The sequence below is a fragment of the Pseudomonas sp. S2_C11 genome (genome assembly GCF_054668395.1).
Map to the genome: position 1 here is coordinate 309,751 of NZ_CP162765.1, position 15,385 is coordinate 325,135.

A 15,385-nucleotide genomic window follows, 5' to 3' on the forward strand; every position below is an offset into this window, starting at 1 on the left:
GCGTGCGCTGCGGTATGGCGGGACAAGGCGCGCATTCTAACAGCGCTGAACCCTGTGGGAGACCCCATGTGGGAGCGAGCCTGCTCGCGAACGCGGTCTGTCAGTCAATGAGATGTTGTGGGTGCTAAAGCTTTCGCGAGCAGGCTCGCTCCCACCGGGGCTGCGGTGTATTTCGAGGCTGGTTAAAAAACAAACAGTGCGCTGGGCGCCTTGCCCAGCATGGCCTGCAGTCCCTTTCACTCAGGTTATCCACAGCCAGTTCCACAGCGATTGTGGGTAACGCAGCACGTTTCAATGACAGCCGTGTGAATCCCAGACCCGTTGCGCGCTGTGATGGAGGATGCCGTGGCGGCGGGCGAGGGCGTGGCGATCCTTGCTGTAGCCGCCGCCGATCACCCCGACCACCGGGATGTCGCGGCCCAGGCAATGGCGCATCACCCGTTCATCGCGCTCGGCCACCCCGGCGTCGGTCAGTTGCAGATAACCGAGGGCATCGTCCTTGTGCACATCGACGCCGGCGTCGTAGAGCACCAGATCCGGTTGATACAGCGGCAGCAGGTAATTGAGCGTGTCATCGACCACCTGCAGATATTCGGCATCGCCCATGCCTTTGGGCAGCGGAATATCCCAGTCACTTTCGGCTTTGCGCGCGGGAAAATTCTTCTCGCAGTGCAGGGAAACGGTAATCGCCTCCGGCGTGTCATGCAGAATCCGCGCGGTGCCGTCGCCCTGATGCACGTCACAATCGAAGATCAGCACGCGATTGACCCGGCCGCTCTGCAACAGGTACTGGCTGATGATCGCCAGGTCATTGAAGATGCAGAAGCCAGCGGGGTAATCGTAGTGAGCGTGATGGGTGCCGCCGGCCAGGTGACAGGCCAGACCATGTTCCAGCGCTTGCTCTGCCGCCAGGATCGAACCGCCCACCGCGCGTACGGTGCGCCGCGCCAGCGCTTCATTCCACGGCAGGCCGAGGCGCCGTTGGTCTTCGCGGGACAACTCGCCGCTCATGTAGCGTTCGATATAGCTGCGGTCATGGGCGAGGGCGAGGATGTCGTTGGGGCAGATCTGCGGGCGCAGCAGGTCGGCGTCGCGGGTCAGGCCGCTGTCGACCAGGTGATCGCGCAACAGACGAAACTTGTCCATGGGGAAGCGGTGCTCCGCAGGAAACTCGGGGCTGTAGTCTTCGTGATAGATCAACGGCAAAGGCATGGCTTGTTTCGCGCAGAACCTGGGAAAGAATGAACGATCCTACCAGCGGTGTAGACTCAACGGCATGGAAATGGAGGGGACGATGGAGCCGATACTGGAGCTGCAAAGCGCGCGCTTGTTGATGCGTCAATGGCAGGACGAGGATTTGCCGGCATTCGCCGCGATGTGCGCCGATCCGCAGGTGATGCGCTACTTTCCGGCGCCGCTGACCCGGCTCGAAAGCGCCGCATTGATCGGCCGCGTGCGCGGGCATTTCGCCGAGCACGGCTTCGGCCTGTGGGCACTGGAGCGCAAGGACACGGGCGAGTTCATCGGTTTCACCGGGTTGGGCGTGGTCGGCTTCGATGCGCCGTTTACTCCGGCGGTGGAGATCGGCTGGCGTCTGGCCAAGGAACACTGGGGCCTGGGTTACGCCAGTGAAGCGGCGTGGACGGCTCTGCGCGCGTGTTTCGACCAGTTGAAACTGGAGGAAATCGTCTCGTTTACCGCCGGGCAGAACGCGCAGTCGGAGAAGGTCATGCAGGCGATCGGCATGCATCACGATCCGCAGGATGATTTCGATCACCCCAAGCTTGCGCTCGATCACCCGTTGTGCCGCCATGTTCTGTATCGCATCAGTCGCGAACAATGGCTGCAAACCTTGCATGAATAAGCCGACACGGACGTTTACAATGGCCGCCATCGTATTTGGCCCGTGCCAGAACCTGAATCGTCCGCCGCAGCCAAGACTGCGCGGCCATTGCTTTGTGTGAGGAGAGTCTGAATGAGCCAAGTGCTGGAAGATCTGGTCGATCTGCTGACCCTGGAACCGATCGAAGAAAACCTGTTCCGTGGCCGCAGCCAGGATCTGGGGTTCCGCCAGTTGTTCGGTGGTCAGGTGCTCGGCCAGTCGCTGTCGGCGGCCAGTCAGACGGTGGAAGAGGCGCGCCACGTGCACTCGCTGCACGGTTATTTCCTGCGCCCGGGCGATGCCAAGTTGCCGGTGGTCTATTCGGTTGATCGCGTGCGTGATGGCGGCAGCTTCAGCACTCGCCGCGTGACGGCGATCCAGAAGGGCCACCCGATCTTCACGTGCAGCGCTTCGTTCCAGTACGACGAAAAAGGCTTCGAGCATCAGGGCCAGATGCCCGTGGTGGTCGGCCCGGAAAACCTGCCCTCGGAGCTGGAACTGATTCAGCAGCGTGCGCACCTGATTCCCGAGCACATGCGTGAAAAACTGCTGTGCCCGAAACCGATCGAAGTACGCCCGGTTACCGAAAAAGACCCGTACAACCCGCAACCGGCCGATCCGATCAAATATGTGTGGTTCCGCGCCGACGGCGCCTTGGCCGACATCCCGGCGCTGCACAAATACCTGCTGGCGTATGCCTCGGACTTCGGTCTGCTGACCACGTCGATGCTGCCCCACGGCAAGTCGGTCTGGCAGAAGGACATGCAGGTCGCCAGCCTCGATCACGCGCTGTGGTTCCACAATGATCTGCGCGCCGATGACTGGTTGCTCTACGCGATGGACAGCCCGTGGGCGGGCAACTCCCGTGGTTTTTCCCGTGGCAGCGTATTCAACCGCGCCGGGCAACTGGTCGCTTCGGTGACTCAGGAAGGTCTGATCCGCCATCGCAAGGACTGGGCATGAGCCTGACCGCGGTTCGCCATTGGGTATTCGACATGGACGGCACGCTGACTGTCGCCGTGCATGATTTCGCGGCGATTCGCGTGGCACTGGCGATTCCGCCCGAGGACGACATCCTCACCCACCTCGCCGCGTTGCCAGCGGATGAAGCGGCGGCCAAGCATGCCTGGTTGCTCGAGCATGAACGCGATCTGGCGTTGGGCTCGACCCCGGCCACCGGCGCTGTGGAGCTGGTGCGCGACCTGCATGCGCGCGGTTATCGCCTCGGCATCCTCACGCGCAATGCGCGGGAGCTGGCACATGTCACGCTGGAGGCGATCGGCCTGGCCGACTGCTTTGCGGTCGAGGATGTGCTGGGTCGCGACGAAGCACCGCCGAAGCCGCATCCGGGCGGTTTGCTGAAACTGGCCGATGCCTGGCAAGTACCGGCCAGTGACATGGTGATGGTCGGCGATTACCGCTTTGATCTGGATTGCGGCCGAGCAGCGGGGGCGCGGACGGTGTTGGTGAATCTGCCGGATAACCCGTGGCCGGAATTGACCGATTGGCATGCGAAGGATTGTGTTGAGTTGCGGCGGATGCTGCAGGCCTGAGATCGTTGTTGTCTGATCGGACGCCTTCGCGAGCAGGCTCGCTCCCACAGGGGAATGCATTCCGAGTGTGGCATTTATTCCAAATGTGGGAGCGAGCCTGCTCGCGAAGGGGCCGGTGGATTCATTAGAAAACTCACTGATCAAACAACGCCTTCTGCCCCTCCGCCGACGTCAGCATGCCATCCCCGTCATGCCCGACCCCAGGCACTTCAATCAGCCGCTGATTGACCCCCTCGGGATGCCGGCGCAGTAAGTAGCCGAAATACATTTTTCCGCGCATCAAGCGGTAAGCCCCTTGCGCCTCGGCCGCGCAGCTCTTGTCCAGCGCCGGATGTTCCGGGTCGACGTCCTGCTGCCCGAGCAGATAAATCACCTCGCGTTTGACGTAAGCGCTCTCGACCTGCAACGGCGTTTGCCCGCCGGCATACACCGGCATGTCCGCCAGGCCGTACTTCCAGCGATTGAAGCCCGGGCATTGTGCGTGGTCGAACGCCACTGGCCGCTGCTCGTTGAAGTACGCGTAAGAAGAGGGATTGGCAACCACATAGCGCAAGCGAATACCGTTGGCCTTGAGCGCCGGCTGATCCTTGGCCAGCAGGGCGTAACGCTGCACCACCTGACCACCGCCGGAGTGGCCGAAGATCACGATCTGCTTCACGTCCGGAAACTGTTTGCGGTCGCTGAGCCGCGCGACGATTTCGTCCAGCGCCGCGTAGGAACTCAGCGGATTCGGCCCGGTGGACAAGCCGCCGCCCATCCACTCGTTGCCCTGCCAGCGCAGCACCGTCGGCGGCAAGGAATACAGGGTGACGTCGCTTTCATTGAGAAACTGCGGGGCGATCACCAGCGTGTGCGCGGTCTGCCCGGCGAGTTCGGCGGCGCTTTCCGCGCTTTTGCGGTAGGTCTCGGCGTTGCGCAGGCGACCGTGAATGACGATCAGCACCCGCTCGATCTTCTCAGGTGCCGGGCCGATGCCCACTGCCATTTCCCCGGCCTTGAGTTGCAGGCGACCGGCGCTGATCGCGTCGACGCCGGCCGCTTGCGCGGTGCCGGCGATGAACAGTAACGCCACAAGCCATTTATGCATTTACAGGGTTTTCGCCGCGAAGGTGTCGCACTGGCTTACCTGGCCTTGCGCGAATCCGGTTTTGAACCAGCGCACCCTTTGCGCTGACGTACCGTGGGTAAACGAGTCCGGGACCACACGGCCCTGGCCCTGTTGCTGCAAGCGATCATCGCCGATGGCGTTGGCGGCGTTCAAGGCTTCTTCGATGTCGCCGGGCTCCAGCCAGTTCAGGCGTTTTTGCGCGTTGTATGCCCAGACGCCGGCGAGACAGTCGGCCTGCAATTCCTGGCGAACCAGCAAGCCGCCGTCGCCTTCCATCTGCCGGCCTTGCTGACGCGCCGCCTGCATCTTCGCCGAGACGCCCAGCAGCGTCTGCACATGGTGTCCGACTTCGTGCGCAATCACGTAAGCCTGAGCGAAATCGCCGGCGGCTTTGAAGCGCTGCGACATTTCCTGAAAGAAGGCCATGTCCAGATAGACCTTCTGGTCTGCCGGGCAATAGAACGGGCCGGTGGCAGAAGTGGCCATGCCGCACGCGGAGTTCACTCGATTGCTGAACAGCACCAGTGTCGGGTCTTTGTATTGGCGTCCGGCCTGCTGGAAGATCGGACCCCAGGTGTCTTCGGTGTCGCCAAGGATCGAACGGACGAATTCGGCCTGTTCATCATTGGCCGGTGGCGCCTGACGGGTTTGCGAGGAGGGCGCCGGTTGGTCCATCTGGCCGGTCAACTGGCCGAGGATCTGCATCGGGTCCTGGCCGGTGAGCCAGCCGATGCCGACAATCAGCACGATGGCCGTCAGGCTCAGGCCCTTGCCGCCACCGAAGCGCATGCCGCCGCCACCGCCTGCGTCATCACCCCGGGCGTCGACGACGTTGTCACTGCGTCGGCCTTTTTTCCATAGCATGTGGGAATCCTCTTTTATTGCCGGTGATGAATCTGCTGGTGATGAGTGTTGCCGCTGTGTGAGTGTGGCGCCAGTCCGGTCGTCCGTCCATGCACACGCGCCCACATGGTGCGGGCCTGGTATTGACGGTCGAGCGGGCCGTGAATTCAATCCCGAGTGGAATTTCTTCTGCCGATTCATGAACCCGCCGTTTCGACGGCAGTCTGTGATGTTGCACACTGGCCGGGCGGCGAAGTGGCGGGAATCTTGCCTCAGGGTTTTGCCTGGCGGCGGTTTCCCGGCGCAGAAGAGTGCAACCTGTGCGGTTGCTGAAAGCTCGGCCGACTATGATTGCCACAACGATTGCCGCCAGCGCGAACGCTCGCCCGGGTATTTTTTCAGAGATTGCCAATGACCGTCAGCACCCCGCTCTCCGGTGTCAACCAGCCCTTCAAGGGGATCTTGCTGATTGTCGTGGCGACGTTCCTGTTTTCCAGCCACGACGCGTTGTCGAAATACCTCTCCGGTTTTTATCCGATCGTGATGGTGGTGTGGGCGCGCTATGTGGTGCACACCTTGTTGATGGCGGGGATTTTCCTGCCGCAGTCCGGTTTGCGCGTTCTGCGCACCAAGAAGCCGTTATGGCAGCTCGCCCGTGCCCTGTGCCTGCTCGGCACCAGCCTGTTTTTCACCACGGCGCTGCTGTACATCCCGCTGGCGGAAGCCACGGCGGTCAACTTTCTCGCGCCGGTACTGGTGACGGCGTTATCGGTGCCGCTGCTCAAGGAACGAGTGACGCGCGGACAGTGGATCGCGGTGATCTGCGGCTTCATCGGCGTGCTGATCATCGTCCACCCGGGCGGCGAACTGTTCACCCCGGCAATCCTGCTGCCGTTCTGCTCGGCGCTGTTCTTCTGCTTCTACCAATTGCTGACGCGCAAGCTCGCCGAAGTGGACAGCCCGACCACCAGCAACTTCTTCGCCGGGCTGTGCAATACCCTGGTGATGAGCGCGCTGGTGCCGTTCTTCTGGCAGGTGCCGACGTTGCCTCATGCCGCGCTGATGCTGGCGCTGGGCAGTTGCGGGATGACGGCGCATCTGTTCCTGACTCAGGCCTTCCGTCACGCAGCACCAGCCTTGCTGGCGCCGTTCGGCTATTGCCAGATCGTCTTTGCCGGGTTGTTGGGCTGGCTGCTGTTCAATCACACACCGAGCGGGTTGACGGTGATCGGTATTGCGGTGATCTGTTGCAGCGGATTGGCGGCGGCGTGGCAGCAGAGCCGGCGCTAGGGGGGAGCAAAGATCCCTTGTAGGAGCTGACGAGTGAAACGAGGCTGCGATCTTTTGATCTTAAACAGCAAGATCAAAAGATCGCAGCGTTCCGCCGCTCCTACAGGGGCAATTTAGCGGGTTATTCGACGGTCGGAATCTTGCGCGGTGCCATGAAGTACATCCACGTCAGTGCGAGGAAGTACATTGCAGGGATCAGCGTGAACAGCACCGTGTAGTTGTTGTTGGTAACGGTGAGGATGTGGCCGACGATCTGGGTCATGAACATCCCGCCGATCGCCGCGCACATGCCGCCGAAGCCGAACACCGTGCTCATCATGTGCTTGGGCGTGTAGTCCATCACCAGGCTCCAGATGTTCGCAGTCCAGGCCTGATGCGCGCCGATCGCCAGCGAGATCGCCGCCACCGCCACCCACAGATTCGCCGAGCCGGCGGCCATCACCACGCCGATGATGCAGCAGGCAAACAGCAACATCGACAGCAGCCGCGCCTTGATCGAGTTCATCCCGCGACCGATCAGGAACGAGGACAGAATCCCGCCGCCGACACTGCCGAAGTCAGCCGTGACGTAGATGATGATCAGCGGAATACCCATCTGCGTCACGTTGATGCCGAGGTTGTATTGCTGATTGAGAAACGGCGGCAGCCAGTACAGATAGAACCAGAACACCGGCGCGGTCAGCGAGTAGGCGAGGGCGAAGGCCCAGGTGCCGCGCATGCGCAGGATCTTGCTGAACGGCACGCGGGCCTGTTCCGGTTCGACTTGCTGCTGGATGTAATCGAGCTCCGACTGTTTCACCGTCGGATGGTCTTCCGGATTGAAATACTTCAAGCCCCAGAACAGCAGCCAGATGCCGCCGAGTGCCGCCATGCACAGGAACGCCGCTTGCCAGCCCCACACATGCAGGACCAGTGGCAGCAGCATCGGCGTGAACATCGCGCCGACGTTGGTGCCGGCGTTGAAGATGCCGGTAGCGACAGCGCGTTCACCGGCCGGGAACCACAGGCGCGTGGTTTTCACACAGGCCGGGTAGTTGGCCGCTTCCGTCAGGCCGAGGATGAAGCGGCAGACCATGAAGCCGACTGCGGAGGTCGCCAGGCCATGGGCGCCGGTGGCCAGGCTCCAGAGCAGTACGGCGCAGAAGAACACGCGCTTGACGCCGACCCGGTCGATCAGGCGTCCCTGCAGGACAAACCCGATCGCGTAGCCGACCTGAAACCAGAAGTTGATGTTGGCGTAGTCCATCGCCGTCCAGCTCATTTCCTTGGCGAGGATCGGCTGCATGACGCCGAGGGCGGCGCGGTCGATGTAGTTGAGGGTGGTGGCAAAAAACACCAGCGCCAGCATGCCCCAGCGGGTCTTGCCGACGGCCATGGCGCCGCGGATCTTGTCGCCAATGCCACCCGTGGCAGTGCTCATGGCCGGAGCCATGCGGGAAGTCTGTGAAGGAATCATGTGTTCCACCCGTTTTTGGATTTGTTATTTGGTGTTCTTTTCTGTCGAACACCTTGCCCGGTGGTTAGTGGCCGGACTCGATGTGCAACCGATGTTGGGCAGTGAACAAAAAATCGTCAATTCGCCAAATCGCCTTAGTGTTCGATAATCGCACGAAAAACTAACCGGGTAGTACACTTTAAATTGCTGCGCGCAGGGATGCAGCCAATAATTTCCCTCACTATAAAAACCCATTCCCCGGTAGGAGCTGCCGAAGGCTGCGATCTTTTGATTTTGCTGTTTTGGTAATCAAGATCAAACGATCGCAGCCTTCGGCAGCTCCTACAGTAAAGATAAAGCGGCGCAGTCCGGGAGTTGAAACATGCAGCGTTCCATTGCCACCGTTTCCTTGAGCGGCACCCTGCCGGAAAAACTCGAAGCCATTGCCGCCGCCGGGTTCGACGGCGTGGAGATTTTCGAAAACGACCTCTTGTACTACGACGGCAGTCCCCGGGAAATTAAACAGATGTGCGCCGATCTGGGGATCGCCATCACCCTGTTTCAGCCGTTTCGTGACTTCGAAGGCTGCCGCCGCGAGCGCCTGGCGCGCAACCTTGAGCGTGCCGAGCGCAAGTTCGATCTGATGCAGGAACTTGGCACCGACCTGGTGCTGGTCTGCAGCAACGCCTCGCCGGACAGTGTCGGCGATCAACAAATCCTCGTCGATGATTTGCGCCTGTTGGCCGAACGCGCCGGCGCCCGTGGCTTGCGCATCGGTTACGAAGCGCTGGCGTGGGGCCGTCACGTCAATACTTATCAACAGGTCTGGGACATCGTCCGTCAGGCTGATCACTCCAACCTCGGCGTGCTGCTCGACAGCTTTCACACCCTGTCGCTAAAGGGCGATCCCAGCGCGATCGCCGACATTCCCGGCGACAAGATCTTCCTCGTGCAAATGGCCGACGCACCGATCCTGGCCATGGATGTGCTGGAGTGGAGTCGGCATTTCCGCTGTTTCCCGGGGCAGGGCGAATTCGATCTGCCGGGTTTCCTCGCGCCGATCATCAAGAGTGGCTATAGCGGGCCGCTGTCGCTGGAAATCTTCAACGACGGCTTTCGCGCCGCGCCCCCGCGAGCCAACGCCGCCGACGGTTTGCGCTCGCTGCTGTATCTGGAAGAGAAGACCCGTCAGCGTCTCGAGCAGGAAGCGGCGCCGGTGGCCAACCGTGAGATTCTTTTCGAAACGCCGCCGGCCAGCGAATACAACGGCGTGGAATTTCTCGAATTTGCCGTCGATGAAGCGCTGGGCGCTAAGCTCAGTCACTGGCTGCAACGCCTCGGTTTCGCCAAGGCCGGGCAGCATCGCTCCAAGAGTGTCAGCCTGCTGCGTCAGGGCGATATCAACCTGATTCTCAACTCCGAGCCGTATTCGTTCGCCCACAGCTTTTTCGAAGCCCACGGCCCGTCGCTGTGCGCCACGGCGGTGCGGGTCAAGGACAGCGCCAGTGCGCTGGCCCGCGCGGTCGCTTACAAGGGGCAGCCCTATCGCGGCCTGGTCGGGCCGAATGAACTGGAGCTGGCGGCGGTGCGCGCACCGGACGGCAGCCTGATTTATCTGGTCGATGAGGACGCCGACGTGTACGGCACCGATTTCAATCTGTTGCCGGACGCGCAGACCGGCGGCGGCCTCAAGCGTATCGATCACATGGCCATGGCACTGCCGGCGGACAGCCTCGACAGTTGGGTGCTGTTTTACAAAAGCCTGCTGGATTTCGAAGCCGACGATGAAGTGGTCTTGCCCGATCCGTACGGTCTGGTGAAGAGCCGCGCACTGCGCAGCCGCGACAGTTCGATCCGGCTGCCGCTGAACATTTCCGAGAACCGCAACACCGCCATTTCTCATGCGCTGTCGAGTTATCGCGGCTCCGGTGTGCACCACATCGCCTTCGATTGTGACGACATCTTCGCCCAGGTCAGTCGCGCCAAGGAGGCCGGTGTGCCGCTGCTGGACATCCCGCTGAACTATTACGACGACCTCGCGGCGCGTTTCGATTTCGACGATGAGTTTCTCAGCGAACTGGCCTATTACAACGTGCTCTACGACCGTGACGCCCAGGGCGGCGAGTTGTTTCACGTCTACACCGAGCCGTTCGAGGGGCGTTTCTTCTTCGAGATCATCCAGCGCAAGAATGGCTATGCCGGCTACGGCGCGGCCAACGTTGCGGTGCGGCTGGCGGCGATGGCCAAATCCCGCAGCGGTGCGGTGCGTCAGGCGAAGTTGTAGGGAATTCGTAAACGCGGGATTAAACACCGGCTGCGCGGCTTCCTTCACTGTCCCGCGCGGCCCATAATCGCCAGCTTGTGCAGTGATGGCCGTGAGCCCGCGATGACCATGAATTCAGAACTTTCCGCCGCTGCTGTCGAGTCCGACGCAGTGCCGCGCAAGAGTCGCAAGAACAACCCGGAAAAGACCCGCGAGAACATTCTGCAGGAGGCGATCGTCGAGTTCGTCCAGCAGGGCTTGTCCGGTGCCCGCGTCGACGCGATCGCCGAGCGCATCCACACCTCCAAGCGCATGATCTATTACTACTTCGGCAGCAAGGAGCAGTTGTACGTCGAGGTGCTGGAGAAGCTTTACGGCGATATTCGCAGCACGGAAAACCGCCTGCACCTGGACGAGCTGCCGCCCGAGCTGGCGATCCGTCGGTTGGTGGAATTCACCTTCGATCACCATGACCACAACGTCGATTTCGTGCGCATCGTCAGCATCGAAAATATCCACAACGCCGAGTACGTAAAGCGTTCCGATGCGATCAAGGCGCTGAACAACACGATCCTCGACACCTTGGGCGGGATTCTGCAACGAGGCGCGGACGAAGGTTTGTTCCGGCGTGGCATCGATGCGCTGGACGTGCACCTGCTGATCAGTTCGTTCTGCTTCTATCGCGTGTCGAACCGCCACACGCTGGGAGAAATCTTCCAGATCGACCTGCCGGACGAAACCATCAAGCAGCGCCACCGCGAGATGATCTGCGAATCGGTGTTGCGCTACCTGAAGGCCTGACTCGATCCCCCCTGTGGGAGCGAGCCTGCTCGCGAAGGCGTCGATTCAGTCAACGAACAGGGCGACTGACACACCGCTTTCGCGAGCAGGCTCGCTCCCACAGGGGCCGCTTTGAAATTCAGCCATTCATGCTCTGAAAATGCTCAAGCATGCGCTGCGCATCCGGCACCACGCCGCTGAACAGTTCAAACGCCTTCACCGCCTGAAACACCGCCATGTTGCCGCCATCCAGGGTGCGGCAACCCAAGGCGCGGGCATCGCGCAGCAGCTCGGTTTCCAGCGGGAAATACACAATTTCCGCGACCCACATTGCCTTGCGTAGCAAGCCGGCCGGCACCGGTGAACCCGGCAGCTTGGCCATGCCCATCGGCGTGGTGTTGACCAGGCCATCGGCCTGCGCCAGCGCCCCGGGCAAATCCCGTCCCGCCTGCGCGCGACCGGCGCCAAAATGTTGATTCAGATTGTTCGCCAGGCTCTCGGCACGCTCGCGGTCGACATCAAAAATCGTCAATTGCCGTACGCCTTCGCTGAGCAGCGCGTGGGCCACCGCCGCTCCAGCCCCACCGGCGCCCATCTGGACTACACGTTCTAGGGCAGCGTCCGGCAGACCTCGGCGAAAACCCTCGGCGAAACCGAGGCAATCGGTGTTGTGGCCGACACGCTTGCCGTCCTTCAGCACCACGGTGTTGACCGCGCCGATACCGCGTGCTTCCGGGGACAATTCGTCGAGCAGCGGGATGACCGCCTGTTTGCACGGGAAAGTGATGTTCAGTCCGGTGTAATTCATCCGCTCCGCCGCTTGCAGCAGGTCGTGCAGGGCCGTGCTGTCGAGGTGCAATTGATCGAGGTCGATGAGCTGGTACAGATAACGCAGGCCCTGCGCATCGCCTTCGTGCTCATGCAGTGCCGGTGTACGTGAAGCCTGAATCCCGGCGCCGATCAGCCCGGCGAGTATCACCTTGGAACGCGACATGGTTCTTACCTCTGCAACCGCTGACCGAAATGCTCCAGCGCCAGGCGGTAGCCATGGCTGCCGAACCCGCACATCACCGCCGTGGCGATGCCGGAAACAAACGAATGATGACGAAACGGCTCACGGGCGTGGACGTTGGACAGATGCACCTCGATCACCGGCAATTCACTGGCGACCAGTGCATCGCGAATCGCCACGGACGTATGCGTCCACGCCGCCGGATTGATCACGATCCCGGCACAACGACCACGCGCGGCGTGAATCCAGTCGAGCAGCTCGCCTTCATGATTGGTCTGGCGAAATTCCACGGTCAGGCCGAACTCGTCAGCCGCGCGACCACACAGCGCGGAAATATCGGCCAGGGTGTCATGACCATAAGTCGCCGGCTCGCGGGTGCCAAGCAAGTTCAGGTTCGGGCCGTTAAGCACCAGAACGATAGGGGACATGGGGGTACTCCACTTATTGTTTTTGGCATGGGCCGAGAGGTTCCGGCCTGTGGAGATAAAATGTACTAGATGGTTACATCGGTCAATTGAACAGAAATGACCTGGGCGTTTTATGTTCGGTGATCGCACGGATCAAAAGATCGCAGCCTTCGGCAGCTCCTACAGATAACCGCGGTCCACATGTAGGAGCTGCCGAAGGCTGCGATCTTTTAGAGCACCCACAAAAAAGCCGTCAATCACGACGGCTTTCTCGTACCAACTACCCGCGATTAGCGTCGGGTCAGCAGCACACCGGATTCCATGTGATGGGTCCAAGGGAACTGGTCGAACAATGCGCACTTGGTAATGCAGTGGGTGTCATGCAGCTGGGCGATGTTGGCCGCGAGGGTGTCAGGGTTGCAGGAGATGTAGAGGATGTTGTCGAAGCGTCGTGTCAGCTCGCAGGTGTCCGGGTCCATGCCGGCGCGCGGTGGGTCGACGAAGACGCTGCCGAATTCGTAGCTCTTCAGATCGATGCCGTGCAGGCGGCGGAACGGGCGCACTTCGTTGAGCGCTTCGGTCAGCTCCTCGGCGGACAAACGCACCAGCGTGACGTTATCCACAGCGTTTTCGCTGAGGTTGCTCAGGGCCGCGTTGACCGAAGTCTTGCTGATTTCGGTAGCGAGCACTTTGCGCACGCGCGTCGCCAGCGGCAGGGTGAAGTTGCCGTTGCCGCAGTACAACTCGAGCAGATCGTCGCTGCGATCGCCCAGCGCTTCGTAAGCCCAATTGAGCATCTTCTGGTTCACCGTGCCGTTGGGCTGGGTGAACGCGCCTTCGGGCTGGCGATAGCTGAAGGTGCGGCCGCCGACTTCGAGTTTCTCGACGACATAGTCCTGACCGAGCACTTCGCGCTTGCCCTTGGAGCGGCCGATGATGCTCACGCCGAGATCGGCCGACAGCTTCGTTGCTGCCGCATGCCAGTGCTCGTCCAGCGGACGGTGATAGCACAGGGTGATCATCGCGTCGCCGGCCAGCGTGGTTAGAAACTCGACCTGAAACAGCTTGTGGCTCAGCGCTGAACTGGCTTGCCACGCGGCCTTCAACTGCGGCATCAACTGGTTGATGCGCAGGCTGGCAATCGGGAATTCTTCGATAAGGATCGGCGTGCGTTTGTCGTCCTGAGAGAACATCGCGTAGTGGCGTTCGCCGCCCTCGCGCCAGAGGCGGAATTCGGCGCGCAGGCGAAAGTTCTGCAGAGGCGAATCAAACACCGTCGGCGCAGGTGCATCGAACGGTGCCAGCAGATCACGCAAGCGCGTGACCTTGGCTTCGAGTTGTTCGGCGTAGGCTTGGGAATCGAAACTCATGCGTTGAACCAACCCAACTTGATCACAAACAGAATCGACAGAATCACCAGTGCCGGGTTCAGCTCACGGGCACGGCCGGACAGCAGCTTGATGGCGGTCCAGGCGATGAAGCCGAAGGCGATACCGTTGGCGATCGAATAGGTGAACGGCATGGCCAGCGCGGTAACCACAACCGGCGCCGCCACGGTGATGTCGTCCCAGTCTATTTCCGCCAGGCCGGAAGTCATCAGCACGGCGACGAACAGCAGCGCTGGCGCAGTGGCGAACGCCGGAACGCTGGCCGCCAGGGGCGAGAAGAACAGCGCCAGCAGGAACAGGATTGCCACGACGATGGCGGTCAGGCCTGTGCGGCCACCGGCACTGACGCCGGCAGCGGATTCGATGTAACTGGTCGTGGTCGAAGTACCCAGCAGCGAGCCGGCCATGGCCGCAGTACTGTCGGCGATCAGCGCACGGCCCATTTTCGGCATTTGGCCGTCCTTGCCCATCAGGCCGGCGCGCTTGGCGACGCCGATCAGGGTCCCGGAGTTGTCGAACAGGTCGACGAACAGGAAGGCGAAAATCACGCTGACCAGACCGGTGTCGAGTGCGCCTTTGATGTCCAGTTGCAGGAAGGTCGGCGCCAGCGACGGCGGCATCGACAGGATGCCGCCGAACTCGGTGACGTTCAGTGCGATCGAGGCGATGGTTACGGCGAGAATGCCGATCAGCACCGCGCCACGCACTTTCAGCGCTTCGAGGGCGACGATCACGGCAAAGCCGACGGTGGCCAGAATCGGTGCCGGTTTGGTCAGATCGCCGAGGCCGACCATGGTCGCCGGGTTGCTGACCACGATGCCGGCATTGTGCAGGGCGATCAGTGCCAGGAACAGGCCGATACCCGCGGCGATCGCCGAGCGCAGTGGCAGCGGAATGGCGTTGATGATCCATTCACGGATGCGGAAGATCGACAGCAGAAAGAACAGCACGGCGGAAATGAACACCGCACCCAGCGCCACTTGCCAGGTGTGGCCCATGTGCAGCACCACGGTGTAGGTAAAGAAGGCGTTCAGGCCCATGCCCGGAGCGAGAGCGATCGGGTAGTTGGCGATCAGGCCCATCACGGTCGAGCCGATTGCAGCCGCCAGACAGGTGGCGACGAAGATCGCGCCTTTGTCCATGCCGGTCTCGCCGAGGATGCTCGGGTTGACGAACAGAATGTAAGCCATGGCCAGGAAAGTCGTGACGCCCGCAAGAATTTCGGTGCGCACGTTGGTGTTGTGTGCCTTGAGTTGAAACAGCCTTTCCAGCATGTCTGCTCCCCGTGGCGCGCGTGGCGCCGTGAATGTATCGACCTCAACAGCAAAGCACAGACCGTCGCAAGCGCCTGGAAAATTGTCGTGGGCCGGAAAAAGCCGCGCATCATACCAGCCGCGTGAGGAATTTGGCGGATGTTGGTGTCG

The 15,385-nt window shown here is 61.4% G+C and carries 14 protein-coding genes; 6 read left to right on the forward strand and 8 right to left on the reverse strand.

Annotation, left to right across the window (positions count from 1 at the left end):
• Positions 1-291: 291 nt before the first annotated feature.
• Positions 292-1,212 (reverse strand): histone deacetylase family protein, encoded by a 921-nt coding sequence (locus tag AB4N48_RS01480; RefSeq protein WP_460094680.1) that lies wholly within the window; start codon positions 1,210-1,212, stop codon positions 292-294.
• Positions 1,213-1,294: 82 nt separating this feature from the next.
• Between AB4N48_RS01480 and AB4N48_RS01485 the strand changes: the two genes are divergently transcribed.
• The 3 genes from AB4N48_RS01485 (at position 1,295) to AB4N48_RS01495 (ending at position 3,435) form a co-directional block, all read left to right on the forward strand.
• A complete protein-coding gene (locus AB4N48_RS01485) occupies positions 1,295-1,864 on the forward strand; it encodes a GNAT family N-acetyltransferase (protein ID WP_460094681.1) in 570 nt (189 codons plus the stop codon).
• 111 nt (positions 1,865-1,975) lie between these two features.
• Entirely contained in the window at positions 1,976-2,845 is an 870-nt protein-coding gene (tesB, locus tag AB4N48_RS01490; protein ID WP_460094683.1) for an acyl-CoA thioesterase II, read from the forward strand.
• Entirely contained in the window at positions 2,842-3,435 is a 594-nt protein-coding gene (locus AB4N48_RS01495; protein WP_460094685.1) for an HAD family hydrolase, read from the forward strand. Before tesB ends, AB4N48_RS01495 begins: the two co-directional genes overlap by 4 nt.
• A gap of 133 nt (positions 3,436-3,568) precedes the next feature.
• On the opposite strand, the gene AB4N48_RS01500 is transcribed toward AB4N48_RS01495, so the two are convergent.
• Together AB4N48_RS01500 and ypfJ are read right to left on the reverse strand one after the other, a co-directional pair.
• Positions 3,569-4,522: an alpha/beta fold hydrolase gene (locus AB4N48_RS01500; RefSeq protein WP_258707226.1), complete on the reverse strand. Its 954-nt coding sequence runs from the start codon at positions 4,520-4,522 to the stop codon at positions 3,569-3,571.
• Positions 4,523-5,407: a KPN_02809 family neutral zinc metallopeptidase gene (gene ypfJ, locus AB4N48_RS01505; protein ID WP_041477755.1), complete on the reverse strand. Its 885-nt coding sequence runs from the start codon at positions 5,405-5,407 to the stop codon at positions 4,523-4,525.
• Between the two features lie 390 nt (positions 5,408-5,797).
• Here ypfJ and AB4N48_RS01510 point away from each other — a divergent pair, with 390 nt between their 5' ends.
• Positions 5,798-6,676, forward strand: a complete 879-nt coding sequence (locus AB4N48_RS01510) for a DMT family transporter (protein WP_041477756.1) — start codon at positions 5,798-5,800, stop codon at positions 6,674-6,676.
• A 121-nt stretch (positions 6,677-6,797) separates the two neighbouring features.
• Here the strand turns inward: AB4N48_RS01510 and AB4N48_RS01515 are convergent, their stop codons facing one another.
• The gene (locus AB4N48_RS01515) at positions 6,798-8,132 is read right to left on the reverse strand and encodes an MFS transporter (protein WP_041477757.1); all 1,335 of its coding nucleotides are present in this window, start codon (positions 8,130-8,132) and stop codon (positions 6,798-6,800) included.
• A gap of 361 nt (positions 8,133-8,493) precedes the next feature.
• Here AB4N48_RS01515 and quiC point away from each other — a divergent pair, with 361 nt between their 5' ends.
• Positions 8,494-10,395, forward strand: a complete 1,902-nt coding sequence (gene quiC / locus AB4N48_RS01520) for a 3-dehydroshikimate dehydratase QuiC (protein WP_460094687.1) — start codon at positions 8,494-8,496, stop codon at positions 10,393-10,395.
• Positions 10,396-10,497: 102 nt separating this feature from the next.
• On the forward strand, positions 10,498-11,175 hold the full coding sequence (locus AB4N48_RS01525) for a TetR/AcrR family transcriptional regulator (protein ID WP_016773079.1): 678 nt from the start codon (positions 10,498-10,500) through the stop codon (positions 11,173-11,175).
• A 118-nt stretch (positions 11,176-11,293) separates the two neighbouring features.
• Here the strand turns inward: AB4N48_RS01525 and AB4N48_RS01530 are convergent, their stop codons facing one another.
• The 4 genes from AB4N48_RS01530 to AB4N48_RS01545 all read right to left on the reverse strand — a co-directional run bounded on the left by AB4N48_RS01530 (position 11,294) and on the right by AB4N48_RS01545 (position 15,235).
• Entirely contained in the window at positions 11,294-12,148 is an 855-nt protein-coding gene (locus tag AB4N48_RS01530; RefSeq protein ID WP_056790559.1) for a shikimate dehydrogenase, read from the reverse strand.
• A gap of 5 nt (positions 12,149-12,153) precedes the next feature.
• Positions 12,154-12,594, reverse strand: coding sequence for a type II 3-dehydroquinate dehydratase (gene aroQ, locus AB4N48_RS01535; RefSeq protein WP_460094689.1), 441 nt, complete (start codon positions 12,592-12,594; stop codon positions 12,154-12,156).
• Positions 12,595-12,863: 269 nt separating this feature from the next.
• Complete coding sequence (gene trmA / locus AB4N48_RS01540; protein ID WP_460094690.1) at positions 12,864-13,943, reverse strand: tRNA (uridine(54)-C5)-methyltransferase TrmA; 1,080 nt, start codon at positions 13,941-13,943, stop codon at positions 12,864-12,866.
• Positions 13,940-15,235 (reverse strand): NCS2 family permease, encoded by a 1,296-nt coding sequence (locus AB4N48_RS01545; protein ID WP_460094692.1) that lies wholly within the window; start codon positions 15,233-15,235, stop codon positions 13,940-13,942. Before AB4N48_RS01545 ends, trmA begins: the two co-directional genes overlap by 4 nt.
• Between the last annotated feature and the right edge of the window lie 150 nt (positions 15,236-15,385).

Excerpts from the sequence above, each read along its gene's own strand:
- AB4N48_RS01480 (WP_460094680.1), bottom strand. The coding sequence starts at position 1,212 with ATGCCTTTGCCGTTGATCTATCACGAAGACTACAGCCCCGAGTTTCCT.
- AB4N48_RS01485 (WP_460094681.1), top strand. The coding sequence starts at position 1,295 with ATGGAGCCGATACTGGAGCTGCAAAGCGCGCGCTTGTTGATGCGTCAA.
- tesB (WP_460094683.1), top strand. The coding sequence starts at position 1,976 with ATGAGCCAAGTGCTGGAAGATCTGGTCGATCTGCTGACCCTGGAACCG.
- AB4N48_RS01495 (WP_460094685.1), top strand. The coding sequence starts at position 2,842 with ATGAGCCTGACCGCGGTTCGCCATTGGGTATTCGACATGGACGGCACG.
- AB4N48_RS01500 (WP_258707226.1), bottom strand. The coding sequence starts at position 4,522 with ATGCATAAATGGCTTGTGGCGTTACTGTTCATCGCCGGCACCGCGCAA.
- ypfJ (WP_041477755.1), bottom strand. The coding sequence starts at position 5,407 with ATGCTATGGAAAAAAGGCCGACGCAGTGACAACGTCGTCGACGCCCGG.
- AB4N48_RS01510 (WP_041477756.1), top strand. The coding sequence starts at position 5,798 with ATGACCGTCAGCACCCCGCTCTCCGGTGTCAACCAGCCCTTCAAGGGG.
- AB4N48_RS01515 (WP_041477757.1), bottom strand. The coding sequence starts at position 8,132 with ATGATTCCTTCACAGACTTCCCGCATGGCTCCGGCCATGAGCACTGCC.
- quiC (WP_460094687.1), top strand. The coding sequence starts at position 8,494 with ATGCAGCGTTCCATTGCCACCGTTTCCTTGAGCGGCACCCTGCCGGAA.
- AB4N48_RS01525 (WP_016773079.1), top strand. The coding sequence starts at position 10,498 with ATGACCATGAATTCAGAACTTTCCGCCGCTGCTGTCGAGTCCGACGCA.
- AB4N48_RS01530 (WP_056790559.1), bottom strand. The coding sequence starts at position 12,148 with ATGTCGCGTTCCAAGGTGATACTCGCCGGGCTGATCGGCGCCGGGATT.
- aroQ (WP_460094689.1), bottom strand. The coding sequence starts at position 12,594 with ATGTCCCCTATCGTTCTGGTGCTTAACGGCCCGAACCTGAACTTGCTT.
- trmA (WP_460094690.1), bottom strand. The coding sequence starts at position 13,943 with ATGAGTTTCGATTCCCAAGCCTACGCCGAACAACTCGAAGCCAAGGTC.
- AB4N48_RS01545 (WP_460094692.1), bottom strand. The coding sequence starts at position 15,235 with ATGCTGGAAAGGCTGTTTCAACTCAAGGCACACAACACCAACGTGCGC.